General features: G+C 71.5%; 14 protein-coding genes and 5 tRNA genes. 8 read left to right on the top strand and 11 right to left on the bottom strand.

What is annotated here, in order from left to right; genetic code table 11:
• Positions 1-82: 82 nt before the first annotated feature.
• From ABEB06_RS24755 to ABEB06_RS24720, 8 genes are all read right to left on the bottom strand, one after another.
• Positions 83-157 (bottom strand) — tRNA-Gln (locus ABEB06_RS24755).
• A 4-nt stretch (positions 158-161) separates the two neighbouring features.
• Positions 162-234: transfer RNA gene (locus ABEB06_RS24750), tRNA-Glu, on the bottom strand.
• Between the two features lie 9 nt (positions 235-243).
• Positions 244-316 (bottom strand) — tRNA-Glu (locus ABEB06_RS24745).
• Between the two features lie 32 nt (positions 317-348).
• Positions 349-421, bottom strand: a tRNA-Glu gene (locus ABEB06_RS24740).
• A 22-nt stretch (positions 422-443) separates the two neighbouring features.
• A tRNA-Gln gene (locus ABEB06_RS24735) sits at positions 444-515 on the bottom strand.
• Between the two features lie 177 nt (positions 516-692).
• Positions 693-2,189: a glutamate--tRNA ligase gene (gene gltX / locus ABEB06_RS24730; RefSeq protein WP_345699087.1), complete on the bottom strand. Its 1,497-nt coding sequence runs from the start codon at positions 2,187-2,189 to the stop codon at positions 693-695.
• Positions 2,182-2,982 (bottom strand): fumarylacetoacetate hydrolase family protein, encoded by an 801-nt coding sequence (locus tag ABEB06_RS24725; protein WP_345699086.1) that lies wholly within the window; start codon positions 2,980-2,982, stop codon positions 2,182-2,184. The genes gltX and ABEB06_RS24725 overlap by 8 nt, the downstream gene beginning before the upstream one ends.
• A 132-nt stretch (positions 2,983-3,114) precedes the next feature.
• A complete protein-coding gene (locus ABEB06_RS24720; RefSeq protein WP_345699085.1) occupies positions 3,115-3,336 on the bottom strand; it encodes a hypothetical protein in 222 nt (73 codons plus the stop codon).
• A 523-nt stretch (positions 3,337-3,859) separates the two neighbouring features.
• Between ABEB06_RS24720 and ABEB06_RS24715 the strand changes: the two genes are divergently transcribed.
• From ABEB06_RS24715 to ABEB06_RS24680, 8 genes are all read left to right on the top strand, one after another.
• Positions 3,860-7,471 (top strand): sensor histidine kinase, encoded by a 3,612-nt coding sequence (locus ABEB06_RS24715; RefSeq protein ID WP_345699084.1) that lies wholly within the window; start codon positions 3,860-3,862, stop codon positions 7,469-7,471.
• Positions 7,472-7,481: 10 nt separating this feature from the next.
• Entirely contained in the window at positions 7,482-7,895 is a 414-nt protein-coding gene (locus ABEB06_RS24710) for a roadblock/LC7 domain-containing protein (protein ID WP_030248297.1), read from the top strand.
• 136 nt (positions 7,896-8,031) lie between these two features.
• Positions 8,032-8,478: a DUF742 domain-containing protein gene (locus ABEB06_RS24705; protein WP_345699083.1), complete on the top strand. Its 447-nt coding sequence runs from the start codon at positions 8,032-8,034 to the stop codon at positions 8,476-8,478.
• A complete protein-coding gene (locus ABEB06_RS24700) occupies positions 8,459-9,043 on the top strand; it encodes a GTP-binding protein (protein ID WP_345699080.1) in 585 nt (194 codons plus the stop codon). Before ABEB06_RS24705 ends, ABEB06_RS24700 begins: the two co-directional genes overlap by 20 nt.
• Positions 9,044-9,362: 319 nt before the next feature.
• Positions 9,363-12,797: a sensor histidine kinase gene (locus ABEB06_RS24695; RefSeq protein ID WP_345699082.1), complete on the top strand. Its 3,435-nt coding sequence runs from the start codon at positions 9,363-9,365 to the stop codon at positions 12,795-12,797.
• Between the two features lie 10 nt (positions 12,798-12,807).
• Positions 12,808-13,221 (top strand): roadblock/LC7 domain-containing protein, encoded by a 414-nt coding sequence (locus ABEB06_RS24690; protein ID WP_097236138.1) that lies wholly within the window; start codon positions 12,808-12,810, stop codon positions 13,219-13,221.
• Positions 13,222-13,388: 167 nt separating this feature from the next.
• Positions 13,389-14,021, top strand: a complete 633-nt coding sequence (locus ABEB06_RS24685) for a DUF742 domain-containing protein (RefSeq protein WP_345699081.1) — start codon at positions 13,389-13,391, stop codon at positions 14,019-14,021.
• Positions 14,002-14,586, top strand: coding sequence for a GTP-binding protein (locus ABEB06_RS24680; RefSeq protein ID WP_345699080.1), 585 nt, complete (start codon positions 14,002-14,004; stop codon positions 14,584-14,586). Before ABEB06_RS24685 ends, ABEB06_RS24680 begins: the two co-directional genes overlap by 20 nt.
• 71 nt (positions 14,587-14,657) lie before the next feature.
• Here the strand turns inward: ABEB06_RS24680 and cimA are convergent, their stop codons facing one another.
• From cimA to ABEB06_RS24665, 3 genes are all read right to left on the bottom strand, one after another.
• Positions 14,658-16,265, bottom strand: a complete 1,608-nt coding sequence (gene cimA, locus ABEB06_RS24675; protein ID WP_345699079.1) for a citramalate synthase — start codon at positions 16,263-16,265, stop codon at positions 14,658-14,660.
• Between the two features lie 427 nt (positions 16,266-16,692).
• Complete coding sequence (locus tag ABEB06_RS24670) at positions 16,693-17,805, bottom strand: branched-chain amino acid aminotransferase (RefSeq protein ID WP_345699078.1); 1,113 nt, start codon at positions 17,803-17,805, stop codon at positions 16,693-16,695.
• A gap of 213 nt (positions 17,806-18,018) precedes the next feature.
• Complete coding sequence (locus ABEB06_RS24665) at positions 18,019-19,056, bottom strand: 3-isopropylmalate dehydrogenase (protein WP_345699077.1); 1,038 nt, start codon at positions 19,054-19,056, stop codon at positions 18,019-18,021.
• Positions 19,057-19,114 lie beyond the last annotated feature (58 nt).

The raw sequence follows: 19,114 nt of genomic DNA, 5'->3' as shown, positions 1-19,114 counted from the left end.
GTCCGCGCGCCCGGGCCCGCGTGCCTCGTAGGCCGGAAATGCAAAAAAGCCCCGGCCTTTTCGCCGGAGCTTCTCGGATTTCTGGCTGGGGTACCAGGACTCGAACCTAGACTAAATGAACCAGAATCACTCGTGCTGCCAATTACACCATACCCCAAAAGTACCCCCGACCGGATTCGAACCGGCGCTACCGCCTTGAGAGGGCGGCGTGCTAGGCCGCTACACAACGGGGGCCTTGATGAGTACCCCCGACCGGATTCGAACCGGCGCTACCGCCTTGAGAGGGCGGCGTGCTAGGCCGCTACACAACGGGGGCTTGCTCATCATTTTGCAATTGTTGAGATTGCGTACCCCCGACCGGATTCGAACCGGCGCTACCGCCTTGAGAGGGCGGCGTGCTAGGCCGCTACACAACGGGGGCTTGCGTCACACTGGGTGCTGCGCTGGGGTACCAGGACTCGAACCTAGACTAACTGAACCAGAATCAGTCGTGCTGCCAATTACACCATACCCCACCAGAGTTCAACCCCCTTGCGGGGTCTTCCTCGGCGTCTTGCGCCTCCCGGACCGGGCGGCGCAGAAAGAACATTACCCGACGCGCGGCCCCGCTCCAAAATCGATAACCGCAGGCAGGGCCCCGGGTGGCTGCGGGCCTGGTCAGCGACCGGGCCCGCAGCCACCGCGGGCGGCCGTCAGGAGGCCGGAACCAGCTCCAGCGCGGCGCGCAGACGGCGCAGCGTCTCCTCGCGGCCGAGCAGCTCCATCGACTCGAAGAGCGGCGGGGAGACCCGGCGGCCGGTGACCGCCACCCGCAGCGGGGTGAAGGCGAACTTGGGCTTGATGCCCAGGCCCTCCACCAGGGCCTCGCGCAGCGCGGCCTGGATCGGGTCCGGGGTGTAGTCCGCCAGGCCCTCCAGGGCCTTGATGGAGGCCTCCAGCACCGGGGCGGCGTCCTGGTTGAGCACCTTGGCGGCGTCCTCCGGGTCGACCGCGAAGTCGGCCGGGGCGACGAACAGGAAGCCGGCCATGTTGACGATCTCGCTGAGCACGACCATCCGCTCCTGGGTGAGCGGCGCCACCTTCGCCAGCAGGTCGAGCTGGGCGGCGGTGGGCTCGGCCGGCAGCAGGCCGGGGGCCTGCAGGTACGGCACCAGGCGCCGGACGAACTCCTCCGGCGCGAGGCGGCGCAGGTGCTCGGCGTTGATGTGCTCGCACTTCTTCAGGTCGAAGCGGGCCGGGTTGCCGTTGACGTCGTCGATGTCGAAGGCGGCGACCATCTCGTCGGTGTCGAAGATGTCGCGGTCCTCGGCGAGCGACCAGCCCAGCAGGGCCAGGTAGTTGAGCAGGCCCTCGGGCAGGAAGCCGCGCTCGCGGTACAGGTTGAGCGAGGCCTGCGGGTCGCGCTTGGAGAGCTTCTTGTTGCCCTCCCCCATCACGTACGGCAGGTGGCCGAAGCGCGGGGTGGTGCCGTTGCCGACGCCGACCTCGGCGAGGGCGGCGTACAGGGCGATCTGACGGGGCGTCGAGGAGAGCAGGTCCTCGCCGCGGAGCACGTGGGTGATCTCCATCAGCGCGTCGTCGACCGGGTTCACCAGGGTGTACAGCGGCGCGCCGTTGGCCCGGACGATGCCGTAGTCCGGCACGTCCTTGGGGTCGAAGGTGATCGGGCCGCGGACCAGGTCGTCGAAGGAGATCGGGGCGTCGGGCATCCGGAAGCGGACGATCGGCTGCCGCCCCTCCTGCTCGTACACGGCGACCTGATCGGCGCTCAACTCGCGGCAGTGGCCGTCGTACCCGGACGGCTTGCCGGCCGCGCGGGCGGCCTCGCGGCGGGCGTCCAGCTCCTCGGTGGAGCAGTAGCAGCGGTACGCGTGGCCGGCGGCCAGCAGCTTCTGCGCGACGTCCGCGTAGATGTCCATCCGCTGCGACTGCCGGTACGGCGCGTGCGGGCCGCCGACCTCGGGACCCTCGTCCCAGTCGAAGCCGAGCCAGCGCATCGCGTCGAGCAGCTGGTCGTACGACTCCTCGGAGTCGCGGGCCGCGTCGGTGTCCTCGATCCGGAAGACCAGGGTGCCGCCGTGGTGGCGCGCGTACGCCCAGTTGAACAGGGCGGTGCGGACCAGACCCACGTGCGGGTTGCCGGTCGGGGAGGGACAGAAACGGACCCGGACGTCAGGGTTGTTAGCCACGCTTGATCACCTTGTTGGCGAGAGTGCCGATGCCTTCGACGGAGACGGCGACCTCGTCGCCGACGTTCAGGGGGCCGACACCCGCGGGGGTGCCGGTCAGGACGATGTCGCCCGGGAGCAGGGTCATCGCCTCGGAGATGTGGACGATCAGCTCGGCCACCGAGCGGACCATCTGGGAGGTCCGGCCGGCCTGGCGGAGCTCGCCGTTGACCGTGCAGGTCACGGCGAGGTCGTCCGGGTCGAGGTCGGTCTCGATCCACGGGCCGATCGGGCAGGAGGTGTCGAAGCCCTTGGCCCGCGCCCACTGGCCCTCGCGCTGCTGCACGTCGCGCGCGGTGACGTCGTTGGCGCAGGTGTAGCCGAAGATCACCTCGGGCACCCGCTCCAGCGGCACCTCGCGGCACATCCGGCCGATCACCACGGCGAGCTCGGCCTCGTGCTGCACGTCCGAGGAGAACGGCGGGTAGGCGATCGACTCGGTGGGGCCGATGACGGCGGTGGAGGGCTTGAAGAAGGTCAGCGGCACGGCCGGGACCACGTTGCCCAGCTCCGCGGCGTGCGCCGCGTAGTTGCGGCCCACCGCGACGATCTTGCTGGGCAGCATCGGGGAGAGCAGGCGCACGTCCTGGAGACGGAAGCTCTCGCCGGTCAGCTGCTGGGGGCCGAAGGGGTGGCCGGCCAAGGCGTGGACCACCATCGAGTCGGGCTCGTTCACCTCCCCCTCGACCACGCCGAAGGAGACGGAGCCCGCTGCAGGGCTCCCTTCCCGGACGGAGAACCTGGCAATACGCACTGCCCTGCAACCTCTCGGTTCGTCGGCCGCCCGGACGCTCCCGGACGGTGGCCGAGCCCGCAGTCCCGGGCCCGGCTCGCGCTGTCCAGGTTAGTGGCCGCGGATCGGTGCCGCCGCCGATATTGCCGCAGCTCAGTCCTGGGGGACGCGGGGCGCGGGGGCGACCCGCAGCTGGCTGCGGCGCGGGTTGGCGGTGTTGGCGGGCAGCTCGACGGCGTACTCGCGGGGCTCCTGGGAGGCCACGAAGCCGGGGAGCCGGCTGAAGTCCGCGACGGAGGCCAGGGTCGTGCGGCGCGGGTTGGCCGTGGAACCGCCGCCCGGCGTGGAGCGGGTGGCCTGCTGGGTCTCGGACATTGCGTCACACCTTGGGTTTCGTGAGTGATCGGACTTTTGCGGTGGCCGGCCGCTGGGCAGGCTCATCGCAACCCTGCCAGGTTAGGGATCGCATTCCACAGCCGCCGTGACCAAAGCTACACATTTGTCTGTGACTTTGCTCACAATTGCGGTTCGAATTGGCCGTGGACGGGCAATTCGGGGCGCCGTCGATTTCCGGCATTCACCCCATTTCGGACAATCTCCACAGAAGACGATCAACGGATGACTTGGCATGTATCCGGCGAGTGTCCGAAAAGAGCGGTATTACCGACCCGGAGCCGCACAGTCAGTGAGACGGCGCGCGCGGTGGGTAGCCCAGGACACGGACTCGTAACCGCCCTTGTTGGACTTCTCCCGCTGTGCTGGAATGCGACGGAAAAACTCGACACCGCCCTATCCCCGAGCAGGGGGAGGGGCGCCCGGTCCAGAGGTTGCGACGCCAGTGCAGGGACGTTTCAAGAGGGGCAGCGGCGCCGCGGGTGACCCGGAGTCGCGGGAGCCCATGGCAGGCCCCCACCAGGCAGCGCCGAACACGGGTCCAGGCGACCGACCCTTCGGCGGTACCACCGAGCCCACCATCGAGGCCGGGTCCGGCTCCGCCGAGGAGAGCGACGCCGAGAAGGTCAGTCGCCGCTCGCGCCTGCGCGGCACGCTCAACCGCCGCCGCGCCACCGGCATGAGCCGGTTCGCCATGCGCAACTGGCGAATCCGGACGCGTCTGATCGCGCTGCTGCTGCTCCCCGTGGTGGTGGCGCTCGCCTTCGGCGGCCTGCGCGTGCAGAGCTCGATGGAGAACTCCCGTCAGCTCGCCCAGATGAGCGACCTCGCCGACCTGGCCCGCCGCGCGACCGCGCTGGCGGACGCCCTGCAGACCGAGCGCGACATCAGCGCCGGCCCGCTCACCTCCGGCGTCGGCCACGACGACCCCGAGGTCGCCGAGGCTTACAAGAACACCAACGCCCTGAGCAAGGCCTTCGCGGCCAGTGCGGACAAGTTCGACGACCTCGACCAGGCCGGCTCGAAGACCCTGCTGCTGCAGGTCCGCAAGGACCTCAACCAGCTGACCGACGCCCGCAACAGCGCGTACAAGCAGACCGAGAACATCCAGGCCACGATCACCAGCTACGACGTGATCATCAAGGACCTGGTCGGCATCACCCAGGACATCGCGATCACCTCGAACTCCACCGAGCTGATCAAGATCACCCGGGCGCTGCAGCAGTTCTCGCTGGCCAAGGAGGCCTCCTCGATGCAGCGCGCGCTGATCAGCGCCGCGCTCGCCAACCCGCAGGGCGCCTCGTTCTCCGCGTCGGACGAGACCTTCGGCATCCGGCTGCAGAACACCGAGGACAACGCCCGCGCCAACTTCTCCGCGATCTACGGCGAGGCCGCGGCCCGCGCCAAGCTCTCCAAGCTCAGCCTGAACCAGGTGATCGCCGACGCGGACCGGTTCAGCAAGGCCGTCCTCACCACCAACGGCATCCGCCAGGCCGACAGCCGGTCCTACAAGAACTGGTACGACGACGCCAGCGCCAAGATCATCGCCGAGCGGTCGATCGAGACCTCGCTCCTCGACGACCTGGACGGCAAGGCCCAGCAGCTGCAGTCCGACGCCGACACCGAGTCGCTGATCAACGCCGCGCTGGTCGCGCTGGTGCTGATCGTGGCCATCGCCGGTGCCGCCCTGGTGGCCCGCTCGATGGTGCGCTCGCTGACCCGACTGCAGACCGCGGCCGAGGACGTCGCCGAGCGCCGCCTCCCCGAGCTGGTCAAGACGCTCTCCGAGAGCGACCCGCACGACGTCGACGTCACCGTCGAGCCGGTCGGCGTCGACTCCGCGGACGAGATCGGCCACGTGGCCCACGCGTTCGACATGGTGCACCGCGAGGCCGTCCGCCTCGCCGCCGAGCAGGCGCTGCTGCGAGGCAACATCAACGCGATGTTCACCAACCTCTCGCGCCGCAGCCAGGGCCTCATCCAGCGCCAGCTGTCGCTGATCTCCGAGCTGGAGAGCCGCGAGGCCGACCCGGACCAGCTGGCCTCGCTGTTCAAGCTCGACCACCTCGCGACCCGCATGCGCCGCAACGGTGAGAACCTCCTCGTCCTCGCCGGTGAGGACCCGGGCCGTCGTTGGACCCGCCCGGTCCCGCTGGTCGACGTGCTCCGCGCCGCCGCCTCCGAGGTGGAGCAGTACGAGCGCATCGAGCTGGCCTCCGTGCCGTCGGCCGAGGTCGCCGGCCGCGTCGTCAACGACCTCGTCCACCTGCTCGCCGAGCTGCTGGAGAACGCCACCTCGTTCTCCAGCCCGCAGACCCGCGTCCGGGTCACCGGCCACGCCCTGCCGGACGGCCGGGTGCTGATCGAGATCCACGACACCGGCATCGGCCTCTCCCCCGACGACCTGGCGGACATCAACGAGCGCCTGGCCAACCCGCCGGTCGTGGACGTGTCGGTCTCCCGCCGCATGGGTCTGTTCGTGGTCGGCCGCCTGTCCCTGCGACACGGCATCCGGATCCAGCTCCGCCCGTCCGACTCCGGTGGCACCACCGCGCTGGTCATGCTGCCGGTCGACGTCACCAACACCGCCGACCGCCGGGGCGGCCGTCCCGGCCAGGGCCCGAAGGGTCCGCAGCGCGGCGTCGGTCCGACCCCGCGCCAGCAGGGACGTCCCGGTGGCGACCTGGCGGCCGGCCTGTCCGGCGGCCGTCCGGCCGCCGCGCTCGGCCAGACCGCGGGCGGTGCCCCGGGCGGCCGTCCGCAGCTGGGCCAGGGCCCGCAGGGCGGCGCTCCGCAGGGCGGCGGCAACCTCTTCGCCCCGCAGGGCGGTTCGTCCGGCTCGGCCGGCGCCCCGCGCGGTGGTGGCGACCTGTTCGCCCCGCAGGGCGGTGCCCAGGCGCCGCAGGGCGAGCGTCCGGCCGGCGGCCTGCCGACCCGCGAGGTCGGCCAGTCGCTGCGCGAGAACCCCGCGCAGGGCCTGCCACCGCGCCGGGTCCCGGGTGCCTCCGGCGCCCCGGGCGTCCAGGGCAGTCCGGGTGGCCAGGCCCCGCAGGGCGGGATGCCCCGCCGCGGTCCGCAGGGCGGCCAGCAGGGACCGCAGGGCGGCCCGCAGGGTGGTCAGCAGGCTCCGAACATGCCCGGTGCCCGGCGTCCGATGCCCGAGCGCCAGCGGCCCGCCGAGGCCGGCCAGCACGGCTGGGCGGGCCAGGGCCCGACCGGCGGTCCGCAGCGCCGTCCGCAGCCGCAGGGCCAGGGGCTGCCGGGCCGTCCGGGCGCAGGCCAGGCGCCCGCGCCGATCGAGCAGTCCCCGGCCGAGTCGACCATGCAGTTCGCCCGGCCGCGGTTCGAGGCGTCCGACATCGACCCGCGCGACCCGCTGGGTCTCGGTCTGGTCGAGCCGGTGCTGCCGGACCCGACCGGCCAGCAGCCCGTCGCACCGCAGGCGTTCCAGCCGCAGGCCCCGGCCCCGGCCGAGCGTCCGCAGCCGATGGCGCTGCCGACCGCCTCCCCCGAGGCGTCGCAGCCGGCGCGCGAGCAGGCCCGTCCGCAGTCGTACCAGCCGCAGCGGCCCGGTACCACCGCTCCCGGCCTCGGCCAGGCCCGGCCGGCGCCGACCGCTCAGCAGCAGGCGCCGCAGCGGCAGGCTCCCCAGGCCGCGCCGCAGCAGGCCCCGCAGCCCCAGGCCCAGCAGGCGCCGCAGCAGCCGTACGGCGCCCAGCCGGCCGGCCGGTCGGAGGACGACGCCCCGTGGCGCGCCTCGGCCAACGACGAGCGCTGGCGCCGGGCCGAGCAGGTGCGCGAGCCCTCGACCAGCGGTCTCACCACCTCGGGGCTGCCCCGTCGCACCCCGCAGGCCAACCTGGTCTCCGGCACCGCCGAGGCGGCGCCGCTGACCGGTCCGCAGGTCTCCCGCAGCCCGGAGGAGGTGCGCGGCCGGCTGACCAACCTGCGCCGCGGCATCCAGCAGGGCCGCCAGGCCGGTGCGGGCCAGCAGGCCCCGCAGCAGCAGGGCTTCGACGGTTTCGGCGGGTCGGCCCGTGGCAGCCGGGGTACCCAGGGCGGCCAGTTCAACGCCGAGGGCAACAACGGCTTCGGCCCCGAGTACCAGGAGCGTTGAGTTGATCCAGATGAGCCAGGCCGCACAGAACCTGAACTGGCTGATCACCAATTTCGTGGACAACACCCCCGGGGTGTCCCACACGGTGGTGGTCTCCGCCGACGGTCTGCTGCTGTGCATGTCGGAGGGATTCCCTCGGGACCGCGCCGACCAGCTCGCCGCCGTCGCCTCCGGTCTCACCTCGCTGACCTCCGGCGCCAGCCGGATCTTCGAGGGCGGCGAGGTCAACCAGACCGTCGTCGAGATGGAGCGCGGCTTCCTGTTCCTGATGGCGGTCAGCGACGGCTCGGCGCTGGCCGTGCTCGCCGCCCCGGACTCGGACATCGGCCTCGTCGGTTACGAGATGGCCCTCCTGGTCGACCGCGCCGGAGCGGTCCTCACCCCCGCACTGCGCGCGGAACTCCAGGGCAGTCTCCTGCACTGACCGTCCCTCACCAGGCGCCGGGCCGCCCGACCAGGCCCGGCGCTCCACCCCACAGTCTCCGCACGGTGGTTGACACCCTTCCCGACCGAACCCCCCGGCCGGGCACCTGCGGCAGGCTGCAGCACTAGGAGGACGCATGACCCCGCCCCCGACACCCGCCGGGTACGGCAACGGGTACGGCAGTGGCTACGGCGGCCAGCAGGGCGGCGGCGGCTACGGCGGCCAGCAGTCCGACGGCTACGAGCAGCAGCCGCTGGTCCGCCCGTACGCGATGACCGGTGGCCGCACCCGCCCGCGCTACCAGCTCGCCATCGAGGCGCTGATCTCGACGACCGGCAGCGCCGGTTCCGGCGGCCTGCTGCCGGAGCACCAGCGGATCGTCGCGCTGTGCCGTGAGGTCAAGTCGGTCGCCGAGATCTCGGCCCTGGCCGGGGTCCCGCTCGGGGTCGCCCGCATCCTCGTCGCCGACCTCGCGGAGGCCGGTCTCGTCGCCATCCACCAGCCCGCCGCCGCGGGCGAGTCGGGCGGTACGCCTGACGTCACGCTGCTCGAAAGGGTCCTCAGTGGACTTCGCAAGCTCTAACGCGGCCGCCCCCAGCCGCGCCACCACCTCCGCGAAGATCGTCGTCGCCGGCGGCTTCGGTGTCGGCAAGACGACCCTCGTCGGCGCCGTCTCCGAGATCAACCCGCTGCGCACCGAAGCCGTCATGACCAGCGCCTCCGCCGGCATCGACGACCTCAGCCACGTCTCCGGCAAGACCACCACCACGGTCGCCATGGACTTCGGCCGCATCACCCTCGACGAGGACCTCATCCTCTACCTGTTCGGCACCCCCGGACAGGACCGCTTCTGGTTCATGTGGGACGACCTCGTCCGCGGCGCCATCGGCGCCGTCGTCCTCGTCGACACCCGCCGCCTCGCCGACTGCTTCCCCGCCCTCGACTACTTCGAGAACAGCGGCCTCCCCTTCGTCGTCGCCCTCAACGGCTTCGACGGACACCAGGCCCACACCCCGGACGAAGTACGCGAAGCCCTCCAGCTCAACGCGGACATCCCCATCATCACCCTCGACGCCCGACGCCGGGACAGCGCCAAGAGCGCCCTCATCACCCTCGTCGAGCACGCCCTCCTCGCCCGACTGAGGTAGAGACCACCGGGGGCGCGGGGAGACGTCTCCCCGCGCCTCTGTGGTTCCCATAACAGTTCGGGAGCCATTTACCACCCCCGGACGACGCTGAGTGACGGAATGGATCCGGTCCGCGCCGATGACCTTGAATTTTGCGGCCGAACGTCCAGGAATGTCCGTTTTGGTCCGGCCACTCAGCGCCATCGGGACCTGTTTGTCCCCTCTCCCTGCACGTGTTGAAATTCCAGCTACCCCGTAGTCACTAAGCGGGCCGCGGCCCGCTGGGGGGTAGCCGCCGGATTGATCCATGGCCGCCAGTCGGTCGAGAGGTTGTTGTCGAGTGAGGCGTAAGCAGCCAGTCACCCCTCAGCGGCGCTCAGAGCCCCGCCAGCAGGAGCCTGGGACCAGCGGCCAGCCGGGCGGCCAGTTCTCCGCGTTCGCCGCGTCCGACGAGCGGAGCTCGGCGGGCGCACCCGGCCGACCCGCCGTGGGCGGCCCGAGCGGCCCGGGTGCGAACGGCCCCGGCCCGGTCGGGACCGACACGCTCGAGCGGCCGGAGCGGCCCAGCAGCCGGTACGACTTCCTCTCCCCGCTGAACTGGCGCGTGCCGACCCGACTGGTCGCCATCCTGGTGATCCCGGTCATCATCGCGCTGGTCTTCGGCGGTCTGCGCGTCAACACCTCGCTGGACGACTACAACAAGGCCGACCGGGCCGTGAAGATCGCCCAGGTCGCCCACGCCGCCACCGAGCTGGCCGACGCGCTGGAGTCCGAGCGCGACCTGTCGCTGATCCCGATCGTGACCGGCTCCGACGACGCGGGCCTGGTCAAGAAGCTGCGGGACAACACCGACAAGGCGCTCGCCAACTACCGCGCCGCCATGGCCAAGATCTCCGGCGACGCCGTGATGGCCCGCCGCAACGACGAGTTCCAGCGGCTCGTCCTCTCGCTGCCGCACCTGCGCGAGAACGCCTACAAGTCGGAGCTGTTCGCCACCGCGACCCCGGCGGCGTACTCGACGATGTTCGCGCCGCTGCTCGCCATGGACAACTCGGTCGGCTTCGGCTCCTCCAGCGTCACCAGCAAGGGCCGCGCGATCTACGCGATGTCCCTCGCCAAGGCGTCCGCCTCGACCCAGCGCGCGCTGATGTTCAGCCTGCTCGCCGGCATCGGCAGCAACAGCGTCACCCGCGGCGAGGTCCAGGACCTGATCTCCAGCCTGGTGGTCGCCAACCGCCTCGAAGGCGTCTCGCTCACCGAGTTCAACACCGCGTCCACCGCGGAGGACATCCAGGTCTACTCGCAGGCCCAGGTCGACCAGGCCGCCGCCGACTCCCGCCTGCCGCTGCGCATGCCGGACGGCCGCACCCTGCCGTCCATGGGCAACCTGCTGGCCCTCGGCCTCTCGTACTCCTCGGCCGCCCAGGCGATCAACCCCAACGGCGGCAAGGCCGCCCGGGACGCCGCCGCGGCCACCTTCGAGGCGGCCCGCAACGAGGGTCTGAAGATCGAGAACTGGCGCCAGGCCACCACCAGCCACATGGCCTCGCTGCGCGCGGCCGAAGTGAAGCTGCTGGACCAGGTCGTCGGCGACGCGCAGAACATCAAGGACCGCGCCCGCACCGACTGGATCCTCAACTCCGCGATCGTGCTCGCCGCGCTCGTCCTGGCCGGTCTCTTCACCGGTTTCATCGCGCGCTCGATGATCCTCGGCATGCGCACCCTGAACGGTGCCGCGCTCGAGATCGCCAACCACCGCCTGCCCGACCTGGTCGACAAGCTCTCCAAGACCGACCCGGAGCGGGTGGACACCACGGTCACCCCGATCCCCCTGTGGGGCAAGGACGAGATCGGCGAGGTCGCCCGCGCGTTCGACCAGGTCCACTCGCAGGCCGTGGCGCTCGCCGCCGAGCAGGCCCTGCTCCGAGGCAACCTGAACGCGATCTTCTCCAACCTCTCGCGCCGCAGCCAGAGCCTGATCCAGCGCCAGCTCGCGCTGATCACCGACCTGGAGAACAACGAGGCCGACCCGGACCAGCTGGAGAACCTCTTCAAGCTGGACCACCTGGCCACCCGTATGCGCCGCAACGGCGAGAACCTCCTCGTCCTCGCCGGCGAGGAGCCGGGCCGCCGCTGGAACACCCCGGTGCCGCTGGTCGACGTGCTCCGCGCCGCCGCCTCCGAGGTGGAGCAGTACGAGCGCATCGAGCTGGCCGGCATCCCCGAGGCCGAGGTCGTCGGCGCCGCCGTGACCGACCTCGTCCACCTGCTCGCCGAGCTGCTGGAGAACGCCACCACGTTCTCCAGCCCGCAGACCCGCGTGCTGGTCAACGCGACCCGGCTGCCCGACGGCCGCGTCCTGGTCGAGATCCACGACAAGGGCATCGGCCTCACCGCCGAGGACTTCGCGGAGATCAACGAGAAGCTGGCCGAGCCGCCCACGGTCGACGCCACCATCTCCCGCCGCATGGGCCTCTTCGTGGTCGGCCGGCTCTCCCAGCGGCACGACATCCGCGTCCAGCTGCGCCCGTCCGGCGAGTCCGCCGGCACCACCTCGCTGGTCATGCTCCCGCAGCAGCTCACCCAGCTGCGGCACGCCCCGGAGCCGCAGGAGGAGGAGTTCACGGTCTCCCGGATCTTCTCCGACCAGGAGGTCACCGGCGAGTGGGCCTACGAGGGCCGCAGCGCCGCCGAACTCGGCTTCGACGACCACCTGGGCGCCCAGGGCGGCGGGAACGGCTTCAGCCCGGCCCTGGAGGCCATGCAGCGCTCCCAGCGCCTGGAGGAGCAGCGCCGCCGCGCCCTGGACGCCGGCCCCAGCGCCGCCGCGGCCCCCGGCACCCCCGAGGAGCCGGTCGAGGCGGAGATCCTGGAGTCGCCGTACGGCGAGGACCAGTACGCCCGGGACGAGTACCAGGGCTACGCGGACGAGCAGCAGCCGTACGGGTACCAGCAGGACGGCTACCAGCAGGACGGCTACGGCCAGCAGTACGCCCAGGACGAGTACCAGGGCTACGCGGACGAGCAGCAGCCGTACGGGTACCAGCAGGACGGCTACGGCCAGCAGTACGCCCAGGACGAGTACCAGGAGTACGCCGGCGGCTACCAGCAGGGCTACGGCTACGAGGAGCCGGCCGCCGGCCACCCGTACGGCCAGGACGAGACCCCGGCGCTGCCGGCGGCCCGTGCCGCGGCCGATCCGGAGGTGCTCGGGTCCGGGCTGCCGCAGCGCCGCCCCGGCCAGCAGCTGGCCGGCGGTGCCGCCGCCCGCGCGCTGGGCGGTGCCGCGGGTGCCGGTTCCGGCTCGGGCGAGTCGCCGAACTGGTTCACCGGTGCCCGCGACAACACGGCGGAGGCCGGCGACCCGCAGCGCCACGACGTGTCGGCGCTCGGCGGCTACGGCCCCACCGGCCCGACCGCGCGCGGCTGGGAGTCGCCCAACGACGGCGACTGGCAGCGCGCCGAGCAGCTGCGTGAGCCCACCTCCGGCGGGGTCACCGGCTCGGGTCTGCCCCGCCGGGTCCCCAAGCAGAACCTGGTGGCCGGCAACGCCAAGCCCGGTCCCCAGGAAGGCCCGCAGGTCTCCCGCGACCCCAACGAGGTCCGCGGGCGCCTGACCAACCTGCGCCGCGGTGTGGAGCAGGGACGCAGTGCCGGTGGCGACCCGGGCGCCACCGGAAGCTTCCGGATCGACCCCGACCAGGGGCGTTCCGGCAACGGACAGCACAACAGCAGCACCGATCTCTTCGGCGGCTCGAACCACCAGGAGCGTTGAGTTGAGTCAGATGAGCCAGGCCGCACAGAACCTGAACTGGCTGATCACCAATTTCGTGGACAACACCCCCGGGGTGTCCCACACGGTGGTGGTCTCCGCCGACGGTCTGCTGCTGTGCATGTCGGAGGGATTCCCTCGGGACCGCGCCGACCAGCTCGCCGCCGTCGCCTCCGGTCTCACCTCGCTGACCTCCGGCGCCAGCCGGATCTTCGAGGGCGGCGAGGTCAACCAGACCGTCGTCGAGATGGAGCGCGGCTTCCTGTTCCTGATGGCGATCAGCGACGGCTCGGCGCTGGCCGTCCTCGCCTCGCCGGACTCGGACATCGGTCTGGTGGGCTACGAGATGGCCCTCCTGGTCGACCGCGCCGGAGCGGTCCTCACCCCCGCGCTCCGCGCGGAACTCCAGGGCAGTCTCCTGCACTGACGGTTCGTCGGATACCGTCCTGGTATTCGAAAGACCTCCTTGCCCGTCCCGGGGTCGCTTCGGCGGCCTCGGGATCGGGCGTTGTACGGCCTTCGCACCACCGGCCCCGGCGCTCCCCGGCTCCGCGGCCAGCACCGCACCGCCGCACCCTTTGAGGAGTAGGAACCGTGACACCGTCCGACCACGGCAGTGGCCAGTACGGCGTTCCGTATCCCGGCACGGGCCATGACGCCTTCGGCGTCCCCGGTGTCGGCCACGGTCAGCCGTACGACCAGCAGTTCGCCGGCCCCCAGCCGGGACAGCCGTACCTGCCGCCGCAGCCGGACCCGAGGTACTTCACCCAGCCTGCCGGTTACGGCCAGGCGTATCCGGGCCCCGAAGCGTTCCCTGAACACACCGACCTGCCGCACCGGCACGAGGAACCCGGGCACGTCGAGGAGTACGACGACGACCACGACGCCGAGCCGCTGATCCGGCCGTTCGCGATGACCGGCGGACGCACCCGCCCGCGCTACGAACTGGCCATCGAGGCCCTGGTTTCGGCCAATGTCGAACCGGGCCGACTGGCCACTCTGCTGCCGGAACACCAGCGGATCTGCACCCTGTGCACCGAGGTGAAGTCGGTCGCCGAGGTCTCCGCGCTGCTGAACCTGCCGCTCGGCGTCGCCCGCATCCTCGTCGCCGACCTCGCGGAGGCCGGTCTCGTCGCCATCCACCAGCCCGCTGCCGGCGGCGAATCCGGCAACCAGCCCGACGTCACGCTGCTCGAAAGGGTCCTCAGTGGACTTCGCAAGCTCTAACGCGGCCGCCCCCAGCCGCGCCACCACCTCCGCGAAGATCGTCGTCGCCGGCGGCTTCGGTGTCGGCAAGACGACCCTCGTCGGCGCCGTCTCCGAGATCAACCCGCTGCGCACCGAAGCCGTCATGACCAGCGCCTCCGCCGGCATCGACGACCTCAGCCACGTCTCCGGCAAGACCACCACCACGGTCGCCATGGACTTCGGCCGCATCACCCTCGACGAGGACCTCATCCTCTACCTGTTCGGCACCCCCGGACAGGACCGCTTCTGGTTCATGTGGGACGACCTCGTCCGCGGCGCCATCGGCGCCGTCGTCCTCGTCGACACCCGCCGCCTCGCCGACTGCTTCCCCGCCCTCGACTACTTCGAGAACAGCGGCCTCCCCTTCGTCGTCGCCCTCAACGGCTTCGACGGACACCAGGCCCACACCCCGGACGAAGTACGCGAAGCCCTCCAGCTCAACGCGGACATCCCCATCATCACCCTCGACGCCCGACGCCGGGACAGCGCCAAGAGCGCCCTCATCACCCTCGTCGAGCACGCCCTCCTCGCCCGACTGCGCTAGGAACAGGCGGAAACCCCCGGCGCCTTGGGCGGCACCGGGGGTTTTGCGTCGCTGCGTCGCGCTCCGGGCGGTCAGCTCTCCGGCTGGACGTCCGCCCGCAGCAGGCCGTAGGTGTACGCGTCCTCCAGCGCCCGCCAGGACGCGGCGATCACGTTGTCCGCGACGCCCACCGTCGACCAGGTGGTGCTGCCGTCGGTCGACTCGATCAGCACCCGGGTCTTGGAACCCGTACCGTGCTGGCCCTCCAGGATCCGGACCTTGTAGTCCACCAGCTCCATCCGGGCCAGCTCCGGGTAGAGCGGCTCCAGCGCCGCCCGCAGCGCCTTGTCCAGCGCGTCCACCGGGCCGTTGCCCTCGCCGGTGGCGACCTTCCGCTCGCCCTTCGCCCAGACCTTCACCGTCGCCTCGTTGCCCGGGTTGCCGTCCGGCCCCTGCTCGCTGATGGTCCGCCAGGACTCCAGGGTGAAGAACCGCTCCCGCACGCCCCGCACCTCGTCGCGCAGCAGCAGCTCGAACGAGGCGTCCGCCGCCTCGTAGGTGTAGCCCAGGTTCTCCTGCTCCTTGACCTTGGCCACCACCCGGCCGGCCAGGTCGCGGTCGGTCGACAGGTCGTAGCCGAGCTCCTTGCCCTTCAGCTCGATCGAGGCCCGGCCGGCCATGTCCGACACCAGCATCCGCATGGTGTTGCCGACCAGCTCCGGGTCGATGTGCTGGTACAGGTCCGGGTCGACCTTGATCGCCGAGGCGTGCAGGCCCGCCTTGTGCGCGAACGCCGAGAAGCCCACGTACGGCTGGTGGGTCGACGGCGTCAGGTTGACCACCTCGGCGATGGCGTGCGAGATCCGGGTCATCTCCGCCAGGCTGCCCGGCGGCAGCACCCGGCGGTCGTACTTGATCTCCAGCGCGCCCACCACCGGGAACAGGTTGGCGTTGCCCACCCGCTCGCCGTAGCCGTTCGCCGTGCACTGCACGTGCGTGGCGCCCGCGTCCACCGCGGCCAGGGTGTTGGCCACCGCGCAGCCGGTGTCGTCCTGGGCGTGGATGCCGAGCCGCGCGCCGGTCCGCTCGATCACCTCGGCGACGATGTCCCGCACCCCGGCGGGCAGCATGCCGCCGTTGGTGTCGCAGAGCACCACCACGTCGGCGCCCGCCTCGTGCGCGGTGCGGACCACCGCCAGCGCGTACTCCGGGTTCGCCCTGAAACCGTCGAAGAAGTGCTCGCAGTCGATGAACACCCGGCGGCCCTGCGCGCGCAGGAACTCCACGCTGTCGCGGACCATCTCCAGGTTCTCGTCCAGGGTGGTGCGCAGGGCCAGCTCGACGTGCCGGTCGTGGGACTTCGCCACCAGGGTGACGACCGGCGCCCCCGAGTTGACCAGGGCGGCCAGCTGCGGGTCGTCCGCCGCCTTCCCGCCCGCCCGGCGGGTCGCGCCGAACGCCACCAGCTGCGCGTGCTCCAGGTCGAGCTCGGCGGCCGCGCGGGCGAAGAACTCCGTGTCGCGCGGGTTGGCCCCCGGCCAACCGCCCTCGATGAAGCCGACACCGAACTCGTCCAGGTGCCGGGCGATGGTCAGCTTGTCGGCGACGGTGAGGTTGATGCCCTCGCGCTGCGCGCCGTCGCGCAGCGTGGTGTCGAAGACGTGGAAGCTGTCGTGGGGGCGGCTGCTGGCCTCGGTCATGGCCGTGGGTTCTCCGTTCGGGGAGTTACTGCTCGTTGCCGGGATCACGGGAATCCGGCTCCACTGTCCAGCATCCCGCGCGCGGCCCCGGTGTCCCCGAACCCCTTGTGGGGGTTCTTGGCCGGTCCGGGAGCAAAACAAAAGACCCCTCGCGGGTGCGAGAGGTCTGCGCGCGGGTCTGGACGCTGGTGGTCGCTCCGCGGTCGTGGTGGTACTGCGGAGCGGTCACTGCGGACCGGCGCGCCTGCTGCTAATAATCAGCGAAAGCGAGGACACCCTGGCAGTGTGGCACACGATCCGCGGCGCGGCCCGCGCGTCTCGCGATGCGGAACGCCTCGGGTCGACCGGTCCGTCGCCGGCCCGACGAGCGGGATGCTTCGACGGTGACCGCCGGGCGTCCCCGGGGTGGGGACGCCCGGCGGGGGGGTCAGACGATCTTGTGGAGCCAGTTGTGGGTGTCGGCCTGCTGGCCGCCCTGGATGGCGAGGAGCGACTTGCGGAGCTCCATGGTGATCGGGCCGGGCTCGCCCTTGCCCACCGTCCAGTCGCCGCCGTTGGACTTCACGGAGCCGACCGGGGTGATGACCGCGGCGGTGCCGCAGGCGAAGACCTCGGTGAGGGTGCCGTCGGCATTGCCCTGCTTCCACTCGTCGGTGGAGATCTTGCGCTCCTCCACGGCGTAGCCGAGGTCGGCGGCCAGCTGGAGGAGGGAGTCGCGGGTGATGCCCGGGAGGAGCGCGCCGGAGAGCTCCGGGGTGACGATCTTCGCGTCCTTGCCCTCGCCGAAGACGAAGTACAGGTTCATGCCGCCCATCTCCTCGATCCACCGGTGCTCGGCGGCGTCGAGCCAGACGACCTGGTCGCAGCCCTTGGCGGCGGCCTCGGCCTGGGCCACCAGGGAGGCGGCGTAGTTGCCGGCGCACTTGGCGGCACCGGTGCCGCCGGGCGCGGCGCGGACGTAGTCCTCGGAGAGCCAGACGGAGACCGGCTTCACGCCGCCGGAGAAGTACGCGCCGGCCGGCGAGGCGATGATCATGAACAGGTAGGAGTTCGCCGGGCGGACACCCAGGCCGACCTCGGTGGCGAACATGAACGGACGCAGGTACAGGCTCTGCTCGGCCTGGTTCGGCACCCACGCCTGCTCCTGGCGGACCAGGATCTCCACCGCCTCGACGAAGGTCTCGACCGGCAGCTCGGGCATCGCCAGGCGGCGGGCCGAGGACTGGAACCGGGCCGCGTTGGCCTCCGGCCGGAAGGTCGCGATCGAGCCGTCGGCCTGGCGGTACGCCTTCAGGCCCTCGAAGATCGCCTGACCGTAGTGCAGGGTCATGTTCGCCGGGTCGATCTCCAGCGGCGCGTACGGCGTCAGCTGGGCGTCGTGCCAGCCCCGGCCCTCGGTCCACCGGATGGTGACCATGTGGTCGGTGAAGATCCGGCCGAAGCCGGGGTTGCTCAGCCGGGCCTCGCGCTCCGCGTCGGACAGCGGGTGCGCGGAGGGCTTGAGGTCGAACGCGATGGGCGCCTGGGTGGGCGTACTCATGACTGTCTGTCCTTCACCGTGGGGTTGGTCTGGGCCGACCCCCGCGGGTGCGGGAACACACGGCGGCACGGCCCACTGTCGATACTCGCATCCAGAGGGCCGTGCCGAACAGCCGGGAGGCTGCGCGCGCTATGGGGTTCCGGCCCGCACGGACCGGAACGCGCTTGTTCGTTCCCGGCCCGTCAGCCGGCAGCGATTGTCGGTTCCGGCCCGTCAGCCGGATACTCGGGCGGCGAGCGCGTCGCCGACCTCGGACGTGGAACGGGTGCCGGTGCGCTCGGTCAGGTCCGCGGCCACGGCCGCCTCGACCTGCGCGGCCTCGGCGGTGAAGCCCAGGTGCTCCAGCAGCATGGCGACCGACAGGACCGTGGCGGTCGGGTCGGCCTTGCCCTGGCCGGCGATGTCCGGGGCCGAGCCGTGCACCGGCTCGAACATCGACGGGAAATCGCCGCTCGGGTTGATGTTGCCGGACGCGGCCAGGCCGATGCCGCCGGTGACGGCGGCCGCCAGGTCGGTCAGGATGTCGCCGAACAGGTTGTCGGTGACGATCACGTCGAAGCGCTCGGGCTGGGTGACGAAGAAGATCGTCGCCGCGTCGACGTGCAGGTAGTCGGTGGTGACCTCGGGGAACTCCCGGCCGACCCGCTCGAAGATCCGGGTCCACAGGTGCCCGGCGTGCACCAGCACGTTGTTCTTGTGCACCAGGGTCAGCTTCTTGCGCGGACGCGCGGCCGCCCGGCGGTACGCGTCGCGGACCACCCGCTCGATGCCGAACGCGGTGTTCAGGCTGACCTCGGTGGCCACCTCCTGCTCCGTGCCGGTGCGCAGGGTGCCGCCGTTGCCCACGTACGGGCCCTCGGTGCCCTCGCGGACGACCACGAAGTCGATCTGCGGGTCGCCGGCCAGCGGCGACTTCACACCGGGGAACAGCTTGCCCGGGCGGAGGTTGATGTGGTGGTCGAAGGCGAAGCGCAGCTTCAGCAGCAGCCCGCGCTCCAGCACGCCGGACGGCACGCTCGGGTCGCCGATGGCGCCGAGCAGGATCGCGTCCGCGCCCTTCAGCTCCTCCAGCACGCTGTCCGGCAGGGTCTCGCCGGTCCGGTGGTACAGCCGGGCACCGAGGTCGTACTCGGCGGTCTCCAGCTTGACGTCGGCGGGGAGGGCGGCGCTGAGCACCTTGAGGCCCTCGGCCACGACCTCCTGGCCGATGCCGTCACCCGGGATCACTGCGAGACGAATGGTGCGAGACATGCCTCGGACAGTACTCCCCGTCCCAGGGCCTGAGCACGTACCGTCCACCATCCGGACG

It is taken from the genome of Kitasatospora terrestris (genome assembly GCF_039542905.1).
Taxonomy (GTDB): Bacteria; Actinomycetota; Actinomycetes; order Streptomycetales; family Streptomycetaceae; genus Kitasatospora; species Kitasatospora terrestris.
The sequence above is the reverse complement of the archived record's forward strand: the minus strand, read 5'-3'. Positions and strand labels throughout refer to the sequence as shown.

Coding starts and splice junctions, on each gene's coding strand:
- ABEB06_RS24720 (WP_345699085.1), bottom strand. CDS start 3,336: ATGTCCGAGACCCAGCAGGCCACCCGCTCCACGCCGGGCGGCGGTTCC.
- ABEB06_RS24715 (WP_345699084.1), top strand. CDS start 3,860: ATGGCAGGCCCCCACCAGGCAGCGCCGAACACGGGTCCAGGCGACCGA.
- ABEB06_RS24710 (WP_030248297.1), top strand. CDS start 7,482: ATGAGCCAGGCCGCACAGAACCTGAACTGGCTGATCACCAATTTCGTG.
- ABEB06_RS24705 (WP_345699083.1), top strand. CDS start 8,032: ATGACCCCGCCCCCGACACCCGCCGGGTACGGCAACGGGTACGGCAGT.
- ABEB06_RS24690 (WP_097236138.1), top strand. CDS start 12,808: ATGAGCCAGGCCGCACAGAACCTGAACTGGCTGATCACCAATTTCGTG.
- cimA (WP_345699079.1), bottom strand. CDS start 16,265: ATGACCGAGGCCAGCAGCCGCCCCCACGACAGCTTCCACGTCTTCGAC.
- ABEB06_RS24670 (WP_345699078.1), bottom strand. CDS start 17,805: ATGAGTACGCCCACCCAGGCGCCCATCGCGTTCGACCTCAAGCCCTCC.
- ABEB06_RS24665 (WP_345699077.1), bottom strand. CDS start 19,056: ATGTCTCGCACCATTCGTCTCGCAGTGATCCCGGGTGACGGCATCGGC.